Raw genomic sequence first — 1,921 nt, 5'->3', positions numbered from 1 at the left:
CTCCGGGACAAAGCAAACAACTGATCGCAACATCAAGCGCGACCAGAAATCGACGTCGACGAGTTGGTAGATGTCGGCGCGGAAACCTCCCGCTTCCAACGCCAGTTGCCGTCGGAACATTACGCAGGTCGGTTCTCCGATCCAGTTCTCCTTCCCACCGCGCAGCAACATCTGCTGCACCAGGGACGACCCGACGTTATAGTCGCTGAGGTGCCGGAAGCGGGTGTGGACGTTGCCATATCGTTCAGTCCACCGCCTGTCTTCTCCTTCAATGCGGCGGGGCGCGAACGCCATACCGACCTTGGAGTCGTCGAAGCAGGGCACCAGTGTCTGCAGGGCTTGGGGTAGTAACCAGTCGTCGCCGTGCACGAACTGGATGAGATCGCCGCGCGCCAGTTCGAGGCACTTGTTGTGGTTGTCGTTCAAACCCAAGCGAGGCTTGTTGCGGACCAGACGGTCCCCAGGCCGCAGCAGCGCCGACGCGATGTCGACACAGTCGTCGGTCGAATCGTCATCGACCACGACGATCTCAAAGTTCACGCCCTGCTGATCGAGGATGCTGCGCAGGCAACGTTCGATGGTCGCACTGTTGTTGTACATCGGCACGCACACCGAAACCCGCGGCCGTCTTTCCATTTGATTGAGGTCCAACGGTGTGAGCTCCCTAGTCTGCGTAGCCGAGTGGTCGAGGCCGTCCCGCGCTGTATCGCAACTGTCCGGCTATCTACGGTCCCTCACACGAATCGCCGTCAGCATAGCCGCGCGGCACACAGCCGAACGGCCGATGGGTGCCATTGCCGTTGTGCGGGGTTGAAGGAGATCCGACGTCTTCTCGTACGGGCGTGCCGGTCCGAACCTGAGGGAGACCGAACGCACCGTGTGCTGCGGACGTGCCGGCCCGGGAAAGCGGCACTAGCTGCGCCGACGGGATACCCCGCCACTGCAATGTCGGGGCCCGACACACCGCCGGGTACTCTAATGGCTGTTCAGGGCACATTTCTAGGCAATTTCTCAGTTAGCCCGCGAGATTGGTTGCGGCATAGTAGCGTCCCCAGTGATGTGGACGATAGTGGTCATAACCGGGCTCGGCATGGCGATTGATCCCGTGCGGATCGCGCTCGCCATCGTCATAATGTCCCAGCGGCGGGCATTCCGGAACCTCATGGCGTTCTGGCTCGGCGGCGTCGCGATGGGCCTGGCGATCGGACTCTCCGCGTTCGTCCTCATGCGCGAGGTCACGCTCGGTGCCCTGCACTTTGTCGGCGACGCCTTCACTTACATCCGGACCACGACGGTCATCTTCATGGGTGGGCGCCTGCACATCGCCATTGGGATATTCGCGTTGGTGATGCTCGCGTTGATGACAAAACGTGCCCGGGCGACGGCACGGTTGCAGGCGGGCGGCGGTCATACGGTCACCTTGGTGGAGGAGCGTCCCACAAACTTCTTTCAGCGGATGGGGGCCCGCACTCAAGAGATTTTGAGCGGTGACCGCCTCTGGCCAGCATTCTTCGTCGGCCTCTCCTCGTCTTTCCCGCCCTACGAAGGCTGGGTGATAGTGACGGTCATCCTTGCGTCGGGTGCCGCCGTGACAACGCAGTTCAGCGCGTTGATGGTGTTCATGCTGCTGGTGCTTGCGGTCGTCGAGATCCCACTGGTGTGCTATCTGGCGGTCCCCGGGAAGACGTACGCGGTGATGCAGCGGATCCAAGACTGGCTGCGTACGTACCGGCTGCAGATCACCCAGACCATCGTCGGCTTCACGGGTGTCATTCTCATCTTCCAGGGTATTGCTCGTCTCTGAGAGCACTCCGGGGTCCGGCTGGTAACGCTCGAGCCCACAGTCTATGAACGTCAACGACATTGAACGGTCTACCGCAGCGCCGCGGGTTTCGGTGTGCGTGCCGATGTACAACAACAG

General features: G+C 61.5%; 2 protein-coding genes. One reads left to right on the top strand and one right to left on the bottom strand.

The features are described from left to right. Positions 1-636, bottom strand: a 636-nt coding sequence (locus A9W95_RS11330) for a glycosyltransferase (protein ID WP_067412221.1), incomplete at its 3' end; no start/stop codon positions are given. 421 nt (positions 637-1,057) lie between these two features. Here A9W95_RS11330 and A9W95_RS11325 point away from each other — a divergent pair. Next, positions 1,058-1,804: a GAP family protein gene (locus A9W95_RS11325; RefSeq protein ID WP_067412218.1), complete on the top strand. Its 747-nt coding sequence runs from the start codon at positions 1,058-1,060 to the stop codon at positions 1,802-1,804. The last annotated feature ends 117 nt before the right edge of the window (positions 1,805-1,921 follow it).

The organism is Mycobacterium sp. 1423905.2 (genome assembly GCF_001673155.1).
Classification (GTDB): Bacteria; Actinomycetota; Actinomycetes; order Mycobacteriales; family Mycobacteriaceae; genus Mycobacterium.
This window is presented reverse-complemented; position numbering and strand designations above follow the sequence as displayed.